Annotated in this window: 11 protein-coding genes; all 11 read left to right on the top strand. The window is 41.2% G+C overall.

Going from position 1 to position 16,170, the window contains the following annotated elements:
* The first annotated feature begins 48 nt into the window (after window positions 1-48).
* The 11 genes from LP316_RS12465 to LP316_RS12415 all read left to right on the top strand — a co-directional run bounded on the left by LP316_RS12465 (window position 49) and on the right by LP316_RS12415 (window position 15,921).
* Window positions 49-1,893 (top strand): putative nucleotidyltransferase substrate binding domain-containing protein, encoded by a 1,845-nt coding sequence (locus LP316_RS12465; RefSeq protein WP_193021480.1) that lies wholly within the window; start codon window positions 49-51, stop codon window positions 1,891-1,893.
* A gap of 4 nt (window positions 1,894-1,897) precedes the next feature.
* On the top strand, window positions 1,898-2,587 hold the full coding sequence (locus LP316_RS12460; protein ID WP_193021479.1) for an exonuclease domain-containing protein: 690 nt from the start codon (window positions 1,898-1,900) through the stop codon (window positions 2,585-2,587).
* Between the two features lie 146 nt (window positions 2,588-2,733).
* Window positions 2,734-4,632, top strand: a complete 1,899-nt coding sequence (gene acs, locus LP316_RS12455; RefSeq protein WP_193021478.1) for an acetate--CoA ligase — start codon at window positions 2,734-2,736, stop codon at window positions 4,630-4,632.
* A 173-nt stretch (window positions 4,633-4,805) separates the two neighbouring features.
* Window positions 4,806-5,867: a DcaP family trimeric outer membrane transporter gene (locus LP316_RS12450; RefSeq protein WP_193021477.1), complete on the top strand. Its 1,062-nt coding sequence runs from the start codon at window positions 4,806-4,808 to the stop codon at window positions 5,865-5,867.
* A 234-nt stretch (window positions 5,868-6,101) separates the two neighbouring features.
* Window positions 6,102-7,649, top strand: coding sequence for a GGDEF domain-containing protein (locus LP316_RS12445; RefSeq protein ID WP_193021476.1), 1,548 nt, complete (start codon window positions 6,102-6,104; stop codon window positions 7,647-7,649).
* A gap of 117 nt (window positions 7,650-7,766) precedes the next feature.
* Complete coding sequence (locus LP316_RS12440) at window positions 7,767-8,930, top strand: tetratricopeptide repeat protein (RefSeq protein ID WP_193021475.1); 1,164 nt, start codon at window positions 7,767-7,769, stop codon at window positions 8,928-8,930.
* Between the two features lie 16 nt (window positions 8,931-8,946).
* Window positions 8,947-9,951: a M20/M25/M40 family metallo-hydrolase gene (locus LP316_RS12435; protein WP_193021474.1), complete on the top strand. Its 1,005-nt coding sequence runs from the start codon at window positions 8,947-8,949 to the stop codon at window positions 9,949-9,951.
* 77 nt (window positions 9,952-10,028) lie between these two features.
* Window positions 10,029-10,586 (top strand): phosphoribosyltransferase, encoded by a 558-nt coding sequence (locus LP316_RS12430; protein WP_193021473.1) that lies wholly within the window; start codon window positions 10,029-10,031, stop codon window positions 10,584-10,586.
* 59 nt (window positions 10,587-10,645) lie between these two features.
* Window positions 10,646-12,286 (top strand): RluA family pseudouridine synthase, encoded by a 1,641-nt coding sequence (locus LP316_RS12425; RefSeq protein WP_193021472.1) that lies wholly within the window; start codon window positions 10,646-10,648, stop codon window positions 12,284-12,286.
* Between the two features lie 68 nt (window positions 12,287-12,354).
* Window positions 12,355-13,455 carry a metallophosphoesterase gene (locus tag LP316_RS12420; RefSeq protein ID WP_193021471.1) on the top strand — a complete coding sequence of 367 codons (1,101 nt, stop codon included), beginning with the start codon at window positions 12,355-12,357 and terminating at the stop codon, window positions 13,453-13,455.
* Window positions 13,456-13,659: 204 nt separating this feature from the next.
* A complete protein-coding gene (locus LP316_RS12415) occupies window positions 13,660-15,921 on the top strand; it encodes a tetratricopeptide repeat protein (protein ID WP_193021470.1) in 2,262 nt (753 codons plus the stop codon).
* Window positions 15,922-16,170 lie beyond the last annotated feature (249 nt).

Raw genomic sequence — 16,170 nt, 5'->3', positions numbered from 1 at the left:
CGGCAAGTATTACTAGTAATAAGCAAAGTATCAGGTAATGAGCAAAACATGAGTAGCGAATTAGCAGAGATTGAAACATTTATTGGCCAAGTACCTCCTTTTGATTTACTCGACCAATATTCAGTTGAGCAATTAGTTAAACACCTCGAAATTCTTTATGTTCGGGCCGGCGAGCCGTTGCCACCAGAGAGTGTAACCAAGCCTAGCTTATTTATTATCCGAAAAGGCTTGTTGGCGTATTTTGATAACGATAATAGTTTGATTGATAAATACGGCGAACAAGATTTATGTACCGTTTTTGCTTTTGCCAACGATAAGCTCGATGTCAAAGTGCGAGCGGAAGAGGATTGTATTTTATATTGCTTTGCCCTTGCCGATATCTTACCTGTTATTGAAACACAGCAAAGCGTTGTCGATTTTTTACAGCAATCAGCGGCTCAACGCTTGCAAGTCAAAGTTAATCAGCTTGCTCAAGAGGATGTGATAAATGCCTCATTGAGTAATGCGCGCTTAGAGCAATTCTATCAAGCGGGTGTTGAAACCATTACCGCGAGTGCTTCTATTCAAGCGGCGGCGATAAAAATGACCGAAAAAGGCTTTTCATCCTTGGTGGTCGAAGATGTTGGCAAGCCTGTAGGCATTATTACCGATAAAGATTTGCGTTCACGGTGTATCGCTAAAGGCGTCGATATCCAAGCGCCTATAGCGAATATAATGACGACGGCAATTAAAACCATTGACTGTAAAGCAAGTGCTTATGACGCTTTACTACTGATGAACGCTTGTCGTATTCATCATTTACCCGTTACCAAGAGTGGCCAACTCGATGGCATGATTAGTATTACTGATTTAATGCACTACGAAGGGCAAAATGCGGTCAATATTACCCATATGATTCGCAAAGCCAAAACCGTTGAGGCGCTAGAAGAAATCGCCACGCTGATCCCTAAATTACAATTGCGCATGAGTAAAATAGGCACCACGGCACTTAATATTAGTAAGAGTATTAGTGCTATTTGCCAATCACTGACTCAACGAATGATTGAGTTAGCGATGCTTGAGATAGGCCAAGCACCATGCAATTTTGCTTGGCTTGCAGCTGGCTCACAAGCCAGAAAAGAGCAGTATGCACATTCAGATCAAGACAACGCATTGATCATAAGTGATGAAGCCACCGAGCGAGATATGCAATGGTTTACCAAGCTCGCGGAGTTTGTTTGCCATGGCTTAAATCAGTGTGGCTTTGTTTATTGCCCTGGCAATGTCATGGCGATGAACAGTACCTGGCGGCAAAAACAAACGGTTTGGCATAAATACTTTAGTCAGTGGATTGATACGCCTGAACCCAAAGCATTAATGCATTCGAGTATCTTTTTTGACTTAACCACGGTTTACGGTGATGAAAGCTTACTCGAGGAAGTTCGAGCGAAAATGCTAGAAAAAAGTCAGCGAAATACGTTGTTTATTGCGCATTTAACCAAAAATGCACTACAGCTTAAGCCACCGTTGGGAATGTTTCGCGATTTTGTTCTAAAACAAAATGGTAAAAATAAGAAGACCTTCGACATTAAACATCAAGGCATCGCGCCCATTGTTGATTTAGCTCGAATCTATGCACTTTCACACGGTGTAGAAGCCGTTTCAACGATTGAGCGATTAGAGCAGTGTGCGGGCAGTAAGGTGTTAACTAAATCGTCAGCGGCGAATTTAATTGATGCTTTTCAACTACTTCACCAATTAAAATTACAACATCAAGTAATGCAGCAACTCGAAGGCGAGAGCGTTGATAATGATATTTCACCCAAAGAAATATCTCGCTTAGAGCGCGCCCACGTCAAAGATGCCTTTAAGGTGATAAAAACCCTGCAAGACAACAGGCAATCGGTGTATTAGTCGGATGATTTATCGTCAGCTATTTGGCTATCAAGCGCTGCGTAAAAAACAGCTAAACAAGGCGCAACATCAAGTTTTAAAAAACTATTTGGCAATACCTTTGCCGGATAAAAATACGCCAATCAAAGATGTGCCGTTGCTAACCCTTGATTTTGAAACCACAGGACTAGACGCCAAGCAAGACAAATTACTCAGTGTCGGGTACTGTGAGGTTAATCAATTGAAAATTACCCTTGCAACTAGTCACCATCAAATTATTAACTGCCAACAGGCCTTGGCATCAGAAAATGTCGGTATCCATCACATTACCGATCAAGAGCAGGCTAGGGGCGAGCAGCTTAAACACGAAATTGATCGCTTACTTCAATTGGCTTCAGGTAAAGTACTGCTCGTACATTACGCTAAAGTAGAGCGGACATTTTTACAACAGGCCTGTCTTGAGCTTTATGGTCAAGCACCCCTTTTTTTATTTGTTGACACCTTGGCGTTACACAAAAAGTGCTTTGATCAAAAAATCATTCCGTACGACCCGTCTCAACTTAGACTGTCAGCATTGCGTGACCGATATAAATTACACAATTACCACGCACATAACGCCTTGAGTGATGCCGTAGCGACAGCTGAACTATTCCAAGCTTATGTTTACCAAAATGATCTACAAGACAAGCCATTAAAACAATTTTTAAGTTGGTAGACCGATTTGTAATTACCTTTTCTACGACTAAAGTCTATAGCGAAAATTTACCGATTTAGACTTAGGTCTAATACCCAACAAAACAGTCAACCTCTACCCTAGATAGCAATTAACTATTAAAAGTCTACACGTTATTGAGGTTACCCATGACTGGCGAGAATCAACAAGATATTTTTCACCCTAGTACTGAAGTCATCGAGCAAGCCAATGTTGCTGAATATCAAAAGCTATACGATTACTCGGTTGAAAATAGAGAAGCTTTTTGGGCTGAGCAAGCGGAAACACTTGGCTGGTATAAAAAGTGGGATAAAGTATTAGACGAGTCTAATGCGCCGTTTTATCAGTGGTTCAAAGGCGGTTCAACGAACATCGTTCACAATGCGATTGATCGCCACCTAACTAATGCTAATCGCAACAAAATGGCGATTATCTGGGAAGGTGAAAACGGTCAAGTGCGCAACTTTTCATACAATGGCTTGAATAGAGAAGTTTGTCAGTTCGCCAATGTGTTAAAAAGCATGGGTGTTGAAAAAGGTGACATCGTCACGATTTACATGCCACAGATTCCGGAACTCGTTTTTGCAATGCTCGCGTGTGCCAAAATTGGCGCTATCCACTCTGTGGTTTACGGAGGCTTTAGCACGGAAGCTTTAGCTTCGCGTATTGATGACGCGCAATCACGTGTACTGATCACCGCCGATGGCGGCTGGCGCCGCGGCAAACAAGTTGACTTAAAGTCGATTGCCAACGATGCGATGAACCGTTCACCGTCAATTGAAGTGTGCATTTGTGTTAAAAACAATAATTTAGACGTTGAAATGGAGCCAGCACGTGATTTTTGGTTACATGATTTGACTGCGCTACCGATAGCCAGCCCAAAATGTGAAACTGAACAGACAGATGCTGAAGATCCGCTATTTATTTTGTACACCTCAGGTACAACGGGTAAACCTAAAGGCATGGTTCACACTCATGGCGGTTATTCAGTTTATACTTCAACGACTCATCGTATGGCGTTCGATATCAAACCACAAGATCGCTGGTGGTGTGCTGCTGATCCGGGTTGGATCACAGGTCACAGTTACATTGTTTATGGACCGTTAATTAATGGTGCCACCATTATGTTATATGAAGGCGCGCCAAACTATCCATATCCAAACCGTTGGTGGCAGATCATTGAAAAGTACGGGATTAATATTCTTTACACCTCACCAACAGCAATCCGAGGCTTAATGCGCTTCGGCGATCGCTGGCCGCAAAAACACGATCTTTCTAGCTTGCGTTTATTAGGTAGTGTTGGGGAGCCGATAAACCCTGAAGCATGGCGTTGGTACCACAGTGTTATCGGCCAAGGTAAGTGCCCAATTATTGATACTTGGTGGCAAACAGAAACCGGGGGTTTTATGGTTTGTCCACTGCCTATTACGCCATTAAAACCTGGCTCAGCAACCAAGCCGTTTTTCGGTAATGAAATTGACATTGTAAATGACGATGGCAAAGAAGTACCAGCGAATGAAGAAGGCAAGTTAATCATTAAAAACCCATGGCCGGGTATGGCGCGAACGGTGTTTAAAGATCCCGAGCGCTACAAAGATCTCTACTGGAGCCAAGATGAGCAAGGTAAGTGGATTTATCTAGCGGGCGATAGTGCAAAGAAAGACGACGATGGCTACATATGGGTTATTGGCCGAATGGATGAGGTATTGAAAGTGTCTGGCTATCGCCTAGGTACTTCAGAAGTGGAAAGTGCACTTGTTAGCCACCCTAAAGTGACTGAAGCAGCGGCCGTTGGTTTACCGCATGAGTTAAAAGGTAATGCAATTCACACCTACGTTATTTTAAATGCTGGTGTTGAAGCTACAACGGAGTTGGCGATGGAGCTCAAAGCGCATGTTGGTAATGAAATGGGCAAGATTGCAACACCAGAAAGTGTTGAATTTGTTGAGTCGTTACCAAAAACACGCTCAGGTAAAATCATGCGCCGTGTCCTTAAAGCACAAGCGTTAGGTCAAGATGTAGGTGACTTAAGTACATTAGAAGAATAAGCACAAGGCGCAAACTATGCGCCTTTGTTTTGAGCTTTAGTAACCACTTTTAATAATAAATCTAAAGAGCGAGTGGTTGCTGAAACTAAAAATTATAAAAAAGAAATAACAATAAGTTAGTCGATGGAATGAGCGGTTGATTCTGTCTTAATGAGTGAATCTGGGAGTATACAATGAAAACAACAAATAAAATGCTACTTATCAGTGGTTTAATGGCCTGTTCACAAGCGGCTAATGCGGCTTATGAGATCAAGCTAACAGAAGAAGACACCTTGACATTTGGCGGCTACATTAAGGTAGATGCGCGTTATGTAGATGGTAACGTTGCCTACCAAGACTTTTGGACAGGTGGCGGGCGCGTGCTTGATGAGGATGCATCGCAACTTAAACTATTTGCCAACGAAACACGTTTTAACATGAAGTATGTTCACGGTGATGTGACGGGCTTTATCGAAATGGACTTTCACGGTGGTGGAGGTAATCAGATTATCTCAAACTCTTCACATCCGCGATTGCGTCACGCGTTTATCAAGTACAACGATTTCACCATTGGTCAAACTTGGACGACTTTTATGAACACAAGTGCGCTACCAGAAACTGTCGATTTTGCGGGGCCATTAGTCGGTGAGGCATTTGCTCGTAATACTATGGTTCGGTATACCAGTGGTGGCTTTGAGTTCGCTATTGAAAACCCGGAATCTTGGGGCGTAGATGGCATTGATTCATCTCCTGACGCCGATCCTGCAAATGATAAATTACCTGATTTTGTTGGTAAATATACAATGAAGGGAGATTGGGGTAATGTTTCTTTTGCTGGTTTAGTGCGCCAATTAAATTTTGCCGATGGCTCTGATGAAACAACATTTGGTGGCTCAGTTGCTGGTCGAGTTAAAACCTTCGGTAAAGATGATATTCGCTTCCAGTTACACTTAGGACAAACGGGTCGTTATGTCGGTGTTACGGCTGCGCCAGATGTGTTCAATGGTGAAGCAGAAGATACCTTGTCATACATGGTAGCTTATCGCCATTTTTGGCAAGAGGACTTACGTAGTTCAGTATTCTATGGCTATATCGAAACTGACGAATCTGATCGCGAGCGCTCACACGTAGGTGTTAACGTATTTAAAACGCTTACACCTAAATTATCACTAGGCTTTGAAGTTGGTCAGTATGATATGCAAGATCGCGACGCAGATTCGGTATACGCACAATTTTCAGCGAAATACGATATCTAGCCAACCTTTTTGGGTAACCCTCGCCTCGTTAGTGTAAGGCTAATGTTGAGGCATTTACGACACCTTATAGCATGTGTTCTATAAGGTGTTTTTTTTGCTTTTGACGTGTTCGAAACTGTAATAAATTGTTCTCTAACCCTTGTCTTACCTTGTCATCTATTAAATTATAAACTACTGTAAACCTGATAATTTATTAACTGAATTAGGTTGTGACACAATCTTAAGTAGGCTTGCTTGAAACTGGTAACAAAAAAGTATGCATATATTGGCTGGGCGGTAATATCGCTGTCTATTCTTGTGTTGCAAGTTTTTGATTTTAGTAAAACCTATCGCTCAGAAATTAATAAGCAAGAGCGCATTAATTTTTTAAACGGGAAAAATTATGCCGATCAAATGGAATTAATTATTGCCTCTCAAGTCGATCGTGTTCGCCAAGTTTCTAATGTTATTAGTTTTCGGATCAAAGATTATTTAGAAGACGATATCGAAGAAAGCAGAACCCAAAGCAATCACCAAAACAATAACGAATCTATCAATGAGGAAGATATATTTAATGAAACCATTGAGTGGATCGTCGAAAGGAATCTATATTTAGGGCAAAACTTCGACATCGCGATCAAGTATGTTGTGAAAGATCAGCAAAGTGTCATTTTTGGTGAGCCAAAAGATAGTCTTACTCAAGCAAGATACGATGAGTGGCTTAGTCAATTATCGGGTGACTACTTGTGGAGTTTTTTGCTCAGTGACTCTTCAGAACACATTATTTATTACGGAATCAATCGACTAAGGGATAAGTTTGGCCATACTTACGACGTTATTATCGAGTTCAATGAAAACGTTCAAATAGGTAATAAATTTGATGATAATCATCATTATTTTGTCTTCACCAAGACAGCTGTGCCGCTTAAGGTTAAGAGTAAAAAAATAAAGCCAGTTATATTAAACACAGAGCCGGATGTTGGTGTTAACAATGACGGGGACTTTATTGAACAGTTTTATGGTAAGCGCCCAGAAGAGGAAATTAACCTGACCTTTGTTGAGCGATATGGTCATAAGCTAATTCAGTTTAACGATCAGCCAAAGAAAGATTACTACTATAATTCTTTCTACTTTGACGAGTTGCAATTGCGGTTTATCATTTTAAGTGATGCTTCTGTACTTGCTGATGCCACGAAAGAAAAATTTAGTTATTTTTACAAAAAAATCGCCTTTACTATAGTCATTATTATCGCCACTGGCTTTATCGTCTATTATCACTTTATCGTCGCCGGCTTACTTAAACACGATGCGTTAACGACACTTTATAACCGCAACCACTTTAAAGAAAAAAGTAGCGAATTGGAGAAGATCCAGAAGCGCAATAGTACGTTTAAGGTTGGCATCATTTCTATCGATATCGATAAATTTAAGCGAATCAATGACACCTATGGCCACGGTGTTGGCGATAAGGTCATTGTCCACCTATCTCAACTTATGCTCAAGCACTCACGAGAAACTGACTATGTATACCGTTTTGGCGGTGAAGAATTTTTAATTATTTGCCCAGGTTATGATACGGCTCAGTCATCAATACTCGCAGAGCGATTGCGCGGAGCGGTTGAGCAGGATGACAATATTTTAACGATAATGTCTAAAGGCTATACGATTTCACTTGGCGTAACGGAGAAATTGCCAGCTGAAAACATGGATAGTGCGCTAAAACGTGCCGATGATCTGCTGTATAAAGCAAAGAATAATGGTCGAAATCAAGTTCAGGTCGGGGATCCTGTCGATCATTCTTGAACCTAGCCCTGCGAGTATCCAAAACTTAAAATGTAATAAAGTATGTATATTTTAAGTTGTTGAGCGACAAACCTATCGATCTTTAACTACTATTAAAGAAGTAACAGGAGGTCGGTTATGAGTAAAATTCATCTCTTTGCTTTATGTGTAACGTTCTCGTTAGTTGGTTGTCAGGTTACTGAGCCAAATACACAAGTTTTTGTTGATCCTGTCTATGCCGATAAAGCCTTTCCCTATCACCACAATGTCGCTATTGAATCCGAAGAAGAAATCTTTGCCCTATCTGAACCTATGGAGCAATTGGTCAGAGAAATAAGTCGTGAGCCGTCGTCGAAAGACCGAGTGAGTGAACTTGTCAGCTTTTTGTTTGAAAGTGACCAAATCGGCATTAATTACAATAGTTCAGCCAATCTTACTGCTCGTGAAACTTTCTATAGCCAAAATGCCAATTGCATGTCGTTAACTGTGCTGTCATATGCCTTGGCAAAAGCCGCTGATTTACCAGCTTATTTCCAACGTGTCGATGTTCCCGAGTATTGGGTTAGAAATGGTAGTTACAATATGTTGACCGGTCATGTGAATTTAGTGATTTTTGACGCTGACCGCCCGCTAGCACAAACGGTTTATGGCAAAAATGTTTACACAATTGACTTTGATCCCACCATGAGAAAACAAGCTTTTCCCAGTGAGTTTGTTGATAAAAATACCATCATGGCAATGTTTTACACCAACAAAGGTGCCGATGCTATGGTTATTGGTGATACCAACAAAGCGTACGCTTATTTAAAAGCTGCAACATTAATCGATCCGTTTTACGATTCTGCTTGGGGAAATTTAGGCGTGCTATATCGGCAAAATAACCTACCTGAGCAAGCGTTAAAGGTTTATCAGAACGCCTTAGATATTAACGCTGATAATTTAACGGTATTAGATAATATGGCGATTTTATATGAACTGTCTGGCAATGTTACTCAGGCGCAACACATTAGAGAATCAGTCCATAGTAAACGACTTAAAAATCCATATTATCACGCTTTACTTGGCACTGAGGCTTATTATAACGGCGAGTATTTAGCCGCGGTGAATCATTACAAAAAAGCCATTAGACTCGACAATAAGCAACATGAATTTTATTTTGGCATTGCCAAAGCGTATGCTGAGCTAGGCGAGTTAGATCAGGTTAAGCGCTCACTTGAACGGGCAAAAAACTACGCGACATATAACGATGACGAGCTTAGATATGATGCGAAAATTCAATTTTTAAATACCGCGCGTCTATAGCGTCAACGGAGGGGGAATGGGATTAGGCGTAAACCTATGGCACAAAGCTTGGGCACTAAGCTGGGTGGTCGTTATTTTATCGGCTTGTAGCCACTACACGCCGGTGAAACCGGTGAATTATTTAGTCGGCAATGCTGATAATAATATCAGTGCATCCGTTAACTTGATTGACGAACAAACGCTGCTAGCCGACTTTGAAACAATGAGTAGCCCTGAGTTTGCGGGTCGAAAATATGGTACGCTGGGTAACGAATTAGCTCAGCAGTTTATTGTTTCACAACTTAAAGCTGCTGGCGTAGCGCCATTTAAAGGCGAGTATCAGCACCCATTTGAATACGAGCGGGGCCTAACTGTTTATCAAGGGACTAATATTATTGGTGTAAAACCAGGCAGCAGTGGCCAAATTATTGTGATAAGTGCACACTTTGATCACATAGGTAAAAAGTCAGGCCAGTACTATTTAGGCGCCGATGATAACGCATCTGGCACCACCGCTGTACTGCATATTGCTAAAGCATTTGAGCAAGTTGCCACTCAACATACATTGATTTATCTATTTACCGATGCCGAAGAAGAGAATCTAATAGGTGCCCGTGCTTTTGCTGAGCAAAACCCACAGGTGATGGCAACGACCGCACTTAATGTTAACCTCGATATGATTTCAGGTGCAAAATACACCAAGCGCCTGTATTACTTACCATATAAAGTTGAACAAGTTGCGCCCAAATATTGGCAAGGTCAATTGGCGTACTTTGCTATGCAACACCAGTTGTCGGTGCGCAAGGGACCTAGAGCTTACCAAACCATTCAAGGGCAAAAAAAGAAAACAAATTGGCGAAGTGCCAGTGATCACGGTGTATTTTATCGTTACAAAGTACCATTTTTGTACTTTGGTGTTGGTACTCATCAAAACTATCACACACCACAAGATACTTTCGATAATACCAATCATGATTTTTATTTAGCCGCTGTTAAGACAATATTTGATCAAGTACTCACGTTAGAGCAACAAATCGAGTGAATTGGCTTAATTCTCAGGTTATAATTAGCGGTTACAATTACGGGTTATATTAAATTCTCCAAAATAACGGGTTATTAATGGAAAAGAAATTTATTACGGCGCAAGAATTATTAGAAGATTCTTTCAAAGTCGCTTCAAAAGTTTATGAAGATGGTTTTAGACCACAATTTATTGTTGGTATTTGGCGCGGTGGTGCTCCTATTGGTATTTCTGTTCAAGAATACTTTGACTTTAAAAAAGTCGAAACTGATCACATTGCTGTTCGCACATCGTCATACTACGGCATTAATCAACAGAGCAAAGAAATTAAAGTTCATGGCTTACATTATATTATCGAAAATGCCAATGCCGATGACGGCTTGTTAATTGTTGATGATGTTTTTGATTCAGGTCGCAGTATTGATGCTTTGATTAAACAACTGAAAAAGCTGATGCGCAACAATATGCCAAACGATGTTCGCGTTGCTTGCCCTTGGTACAAACCGAAAAATTCAAAAGTTGATTTCGCACCAGATTACTACGTACATGAATCAGATGAGTGGCTAGTATTTCCGCATGAATTATCGGGCTTAACCCAAGAAGAAATTGCTAACGGCAAGTCTGATTTAAAGAATATCCTTGACCTGTTAAAATAGTCAATGGGTAATAAATACAAGGCGCTTTGCGCCTTTTTTTATATGTAAGAAGCGATTCTATGCCAAGCCCTCTGTTACATTCATTTGCTAACGATATTAGTCAAATTGCATTGCCCAACTGTTTTACATTTCCATTTTGTTATCAGGTACATCCACTTGCCGAGCTGGCTTGTTTACAGTTGCAGGATCAGGTCTTAGATGAACGAGAAAGGCTGAGCGAAGGCAAAATGTATGGCGTGTTAGTGGTCAAAGACCAAGCAGGGCAGTTAGGTTTTCTAGCTGCCTATTCGGGAAAAGACGATACTCACGACAACTCATCATTATTCGTTCCGCAAATTGTCGATATATCAAGCCAAGAGAGTTTCTTAGTAAGAGAGTCAGCAGTTATTAATCAGCTTAACGATCAGATTAGTCAATTAAGCGAGGCCGCGCGTTATCGAGAACTACAAGCGCAAGTTAGCCTAGCTGATCAAGCTTACCTCCAACAAGTTGGTGCATTACAAGCGGAAATGGCGACAGCGAAAAAAGTGCGCAAAGCGCAGCGTTTGACGGCTAAAACTGAGTTAAGCCTAGAGCAATACAATACTTTAGATAAACAGCTTAATGGCCAAAGCATCCACTATAAAAAACAATTACTGGCGCTCAAGGCATCGCTCAATACTAAGATTAATCAAGCACAGGAAAACTTGGCAAACTATCAAGCTTTGATTGATAAACTCAAGAAACAACGCCGTAAATTATCGAATAAGCTTCAGAAAAAGCTGTTTAGTCAATACCAGCTGCTTAATCTTGCTGGTGAGAGCAAAACAATTAGTGAAATATTCACTGCGTTTGGTGAGCAGCCTCCTGCAGGAACGGGCGATTGTGCAGCACCTAAATTATTGCAATTTGCCTTTGAACATGGCTATCAGCCAATCTGCATGGCAGAATTTTGGTGGGGGCAACCGCCAAAGTCACAAATTCGCCAACACAAAAAGTATTACCCCGCCTGCCAAACGAAATGTAAACCGATACTAGAACATATGCTTGCTGGTATCGAGCTTGATGACAATCCACTACTCGTCAACTATGGGCGAGATAAAGTTATTGAGATCATCTATCAAGATGAACATATTTTGGTGATCAACAAACCTGAAGAACTACTATCTGTGCCGGGTAAATTAGTTCAAGACAGTGTGCTAACAAGGATACGAGCAAAGTTCCCTGAGGCACTTGGCCCTCTTATCGTCCATCGCTTGGATATGTCGACTTCAGGCTTAATGGTATTAGCGCTTACACCAAGAGCAAACAAGTCATTACAACAGCAATTTGTTACTCGGCAAGTACAAAAGCGTTATGTCGCATTAATCGAAGGCATACTTAACGAGCCCTCGGGAGAGATCACCTTGCCTCTGTGCCAAGACATCGACGATAGACCAAGGCAGAAAGTCTGTTTCGAGTCAGGTAAACCTTGCCTTACAAGATGGCAACTTTTGGGACATGAAGGCACATCTTCACGCGTATTACTTGAACCTAAAACGGGCAGAACACATCAGTTGAGAATGCACTGTGCCCATCCTTTAGGTTTTAATATGCCAATTGTTGGCGATGATTTATACGGTAACAAAGGGAAAAGGCTGTGCTTACATGCTATGTCACTACAGTTCAGCCACCCAGTGACAAAACAACCGATGGCGTTTGATGTAGAAGCAAATTTTTAGTTCAAGCAAAGGACTAAAATCGGGCTAGTTAACTTCACTAATGGGCGCAATACTTTTATATTGGCAATATGAAGACACTCAAATTCTGGCGTTTATTTGCCGTAACTTGGTTATATATTTTCGGCGCTGCGATTGCCGAGGCACAAACGCAGCCCCTTTCTGATGGCCCCTATGTTAGGTATACCGATAGTACAATAACCTATGATGTTGAGTACGTCTGTGATGGTCAAGCGCAATCTAAAAAAGTTAACGTAATTAGCCTTACACTAGGGCGTTATAAAGCGTGCCAACAAAACGGACCAGCGCTAGGTATTGTTAAACAGCAATTTGAGCGCGATAACATCGAATACAATGGCGACTTTGATGTTATTGCTGTTAGTGACTTTCATGGTCAACACAAGCTAATGCTTGAACTGCTTCGAAATAACAAGGTTATCGATCAAAATGATCATTGGGCATTGGGCAAAGGCCATTTAGTGATAACCGGAGATGTTTTTGATCGCGGTGATAGGGTGACTGAAATTCTTTGGTTTTTATATCGCCTTGAACAACAAGCTCAACTCGCTGGAGGCAAGCTGCATTTACTTATAGGCAATCACGAGGTCATGGTTTTTAATAACGACTTGCGATATCTCAACCCTAAATATCGAGATGTAAGCCAGATTTTACAAACGCCTTACCCGAAACTGTATGATAACAATAGTGTGATAGGACGCTGGTTACGCAGTAAAAATGTGATTGTTAAAATCAACCAAGATCTTTATTTACACGGCGGTTTAAGCCACCAATTACTCCAATATCAACAGTCATTAGGGCAAATTAATCAGCTTTTTATTAACGCTATGGTTAAAGATGAAATGCCTCGTCAGCGCAACCGTTTAGAAAGTTTTTTACACGGTCGCCAAGGCCCTATCTGGTATCGCGGTTATTTTTACTGGCCGATTATTCCCATTGCACAGCTTGAACAGGTTTTGGCTTATTATCAAAGCAATCGTGTCATTGTTGGCCATACCTCATACAGTGAGATCAAAGTGCGATTTAAAGGTAAAGTGCTAGCAATCGACAGCTCTATCAAAAAAGGAAAATACGGTGAATTACTCAAAGTATCTGAAGGGCGTTATTATCGCTTAACGCTCAGTGGTGATGTCGAACAACTCAACATCAAATAATGTCGCTGTTGTTTAATAATTAGACTATCGCTCAAATACAGTCGGATTCTTGTTAACATTCTGTAAGGTTTATTACAAACTATTCGTTGCAAATTGTCGTTAGCTAGCTAATTATATCAGTATAAATTTTCTAGTCGCTGTAAGCGATGCGCCTGCTTTCTCAAGTGCAGGTTATATATAAGGAATGTCTAGTTGATTTCTCTCGTGAACATAAAAAGAATACTTTCTCCAATCATTATTTTACTGTGGTCTGCAACCGCACTAGCTAATAGTGCTAACGCGGTAAATAAAGACTTAACTTGTGTTGACTGCCACGAACAACAAGTAAACGCTTGGAAGGACTCTCACCACTATCACGCGATGGCAGAGATAGCTACACCGACTAATCTCGGCGACTTTAGCTCAGCACCTATGGTGGTCGATGGTGACAATGTTCATTTTTTCAAAAAAGAAGAACAGTACTTTGTCACCATGCCGGGGTTAGATGGTAAACCGATGACCGTTGAAATTACCCATACCTTTGGTTATGAACCGCTACAACAATATATTTTTGATGTGGGTAATGGTAAGTATCAGTTCATTCCGTATGCTTGGGATTCAAGAACTGCCGAAGAGGGCGGCCAACGCTGGTACAACTTATACCCAGGATTTGAAGCAACAAATGAGTTCCACTGGAGCCAAATGGGTCAAAACTGGAATCAAAATTGTGCTGATTGTCACAGTACTAATTTCAAAAAAGGTTTTGATGTTGAAAGTCTATCTTATAACTCAACCTATGATGCGATAAACGTCAGTTGTACAGCCTGTCACCAAGGCACCACTGAACATTTAGCGTGGACTAAAAACCAAACAAGCGACGCCAAACACTTTGGCTTTAGCCAGTCTATTGCAACTAAGCATCCTATCTTTTACGAAAACGACCAGGGGGTGTTAATACCTGTCGATCGCGCGAAAGAAACTAAGCAAGTTGAGGTGTGTGCTCAGTGTCACTCGCGTCGAGCGCAAATTAGCGATCACGAAGAAAACGCAGCCTTTTTTGACCATTACATTCCAGCGACCTTGACTGACGCACTTTATCACCCTGATGGCCAGATTTATGACGAAGTCTATGTCTATGGTTCATTTACCCAAAGTAAAATGTATCAAGAAGGCGTGACGTGTATTAATTGTCACGACCCACATACAACAAAATTGAAAATGCCGGGTAATGTGACTTGCACCCAGTGCCATAGCGCGCCTAAATACGATACGCCAAAGCACCACCAACACCCAGTTGAGTCTGAGGGGGCACAATGCGTTAATTGTCACATGCCAGCAACTCGTTACATGGGAGTTGACGATCGCCGTGATCATTCATTTAAAGTGCCGCGTCCCGATTTGAGTCTTACATTAGATACGCCTAATGCTTGTCAAAACTGTCATAGTGATGTCAGTAATCGAGAACACGCTAAGCAACTTGAGCAGTGGTTCCCGGTTTCACAGTATCGCTCAAAATCAACGTTTGCTCATGCTTTTGATCAAGCTGATAAAGGTTCATTTGCCGCGACTCCTGAACTCGTTAACATTGCTAATGACTCACAATACACAGCTCAAGTTAGAGCATCAGCGATTTCAAGAATCCAAGGTGCGAGAAACAATCAAGAGCTCATTACCTTTTTAGCCAAACAAATGGAAAGCGACGATCCCATTGTGGTGATTGAAGCGATCAGAGCGACTAATCAACTCAGTATGATTAACCGAGCACTGAAAGTGATTCCTATGCTTGACCATCCCGTTCGTTCAGTTCGAATGACCGCAGGACGGGCGTTAGCAGCAAACCTTGCTGATCCAACATTTCAGGGAGAACGTCGAGAGAAGTTACAAGCTGCTGTTGACGAATATATTGAAGGTCAGCTGTATCAAGCAGATCGCGGTTCGTCGCAAACGAATTTAGGGCAAATTTATATGCTAATGCGTGAATATGACAAAGCAGAGGCGGCCCTGAGACAATCAATTCGCGTCGAAGATATCTTTATGCCAGCCTATATTTATTTGGCAGATCTCTATCGTCAGCAACAAAATGAAGCTGCGGCGGAGCAGGTGTTATTAGATGCAATTAAAGTTAATCCTAAAGCTTCAGACATCTACTATCAGCTTGCATTAGTAAAAGTAAGGCAGCAAGATAAAGCTAAAGCCGTTGGCTATTTTGATTTAGCCATTGAACACAATGACCAGAACCCACGTGCTTATTACACGCGTGGTGTCTTACACCAAGAAAATGGTGATACTGAAAAAGCCAAGCTTGATTATGCGATGGCATATAAGTTACAGCCACAAAGCCCTGATTATTTGTATACTTTAACCGTTGCGTTAATAGAGCTGAAAGAGTATGACTCAGCGCTTTTTCACGCACAAAAACTAGGTCAACTGATGCCGAATAACCAGCAAGTACAGCAGTTGATCCAACATATCAGAAGTTTGATGTAAGTACGGTCAATACAATAGTAAATACCATCCGCACAAATTAAAAAGCTACTGTTTCAGTGGCTTTTTTTTTGGTTTTTTGAACAACAGCTTAATTAATGACAGGTCAACCTGTAAAACTTGTAATCAACTGTAAAGGCTTAACAGGCCATTAACTTGATGATGTAGATATTAACAATGTTAGCTAGCGCTAGTATTCATCAGAGCTAGCGCTAACTAGTTAGCTAAAAAGAGCATTTATTTAGCGCTTTT

The sequence above is a fragment of the Thalassotalea sp. LPB0316 genome, from assembly GCF_014898095.1.
Lineage (GTDB): Bacteria > Pseudomonadota > Gammaproteobacteria > Enterobacterales > Alteromonadaceae > Thalassotalea_G.
Note: the sequence above shows the minus strand (reverse complement) of the source record. Positions and strands in the feature narration are given on the sequence as shown.

What these genes read in the sequence shown, in the direction of transcription:
- LP316_RS12465 (WP_193021480.1), top strand. Translation starts at nt 49, where the DNA reads ATGAGTAGCGAATTAGCAGAGATTGAAACATTTATTGGCCAAGTACCT.
- LP316_RS12460 (WP_193021479.1), top strand. Translation starts at nt 1,898, where the DNA reads ATGATTTATCGTCAGCTATTTGGCTATCAAGCGCTGCGTAAAAAACAG.
- acs (WP_193021478.1), top strand. Translation starts at nt 2,734, where the DNA reads ATGACTGGCGAGAATCAACAAGATATTTTTCACCCTAGTACTGAAGTC.
- LP316_RS12450 (WP_193021477.1), top strand. Translation starts at nt 4,806, where the DNA reads ATGAAAACAACAAATAAAATGCTACTTATCAGTGGTTTAATGGCCTGT.
- LP316_RS12440 (WP_193021475.1), top strand. Translation starts at nt 7,767, where the DNA reads ATGAGTAAAATTCATCTCTTTGCTTTATGTGTAACGTTCTCGTTAGTT.
- LP316_RS12435 (WP_193021474.1), top strand. Translation starts at nt 8,947, where the DNA reads ATGGGATTAGGCGTAAACCTATGGCACAAAGCTTGGGCACTAAGCTGG.
- LP316_RS12430 (WP_193021473.1), top strand. Translation starts at nt 10,029, where the DNA reads ATGGAAAAGAAATTTATTACGGCGCAAGAATTATTAGAAGATTCTTTC.
- LP316_RS12425 (WP_193021472.1), top strand. Translation starts at nt 10,646, where the DNA reads ATGCCAAGCCCTCTGTTACATTCATTTGCTAACGATATTAGTCAAATT.
- LP316_RS12420 (WP_193021471.1), top strand. Translation starts at nt 12,355, where the DNA reads ATGAAGACACTCAAATTCTGGCGTTTATTTGCCGTAACTTGGTTATAT.